The organism is Bacteroides muris (ex Fokt et al. 2023), from assembly GCF_024704895.1.
GTDB classification, from domain to species: Bacteria; Bacteroidota; Bacteroidia; order Bacteroidales; family Bacteroidaceae; genus Bacteroides; species Bacteroides muris.
In genome coordinates, this window is the sequence record NZ_JAMZEE010000128.1 from 1 (window position 1) to 471 (window position 471).

A 471-nucleotide genomic window follows, 5' to 3' on the forward strand; every position below is an offset into this window, starting at 1 on the left:
TAGTCTGCGGAAGTCACCCGGAACTTCATCTCCTCGAAACCCTGCAGCTTGCCTTCGGCGTTCTTGGTGACGAAGTAGGTGGTCAGAATGTCATCGACAAACTGGCTCAATCCGTCAGCATCCGTCAAATCCGGGGTTATGGTGTAGCTACCGTCACCGTTGGCACTCCACTCCTTGACCGTACACCCACCTCCGGGAGAGGCACACATACGTCCCTTGAAGTAGGTAATGCGGTTATAGGCAATCTCCGGAACAAACAGACGTTTCCTAAATATGCCTTCCTCCATTTCCAGGATGCCATTCTTGTCGATGCACCCTCCGGAAATACCGGTGATGAACTCGCCGAACTTGACCCAATCTCCGAAGGTTATGGGGAAGGGGGTGCCGTCAGCTCTGTCTTTCCTCAGAAAAATCTTCTCCAATTCTTCAGGGGAGTATTTGGATAACAGATTCAAGATTCCGACCAGCGTG

Annotated in this window: 1 pseudogene; it reads right to left on the reverse strand. The window is 51.6% G+C overall.

Going from position 1 to position 471, the window contains the following annotated elements:
* A pseudogene (locus tag M1B78_RS18555) lies at positions 1–471 on the reverse strand (hypothetical protein); the annotation flags it as partial.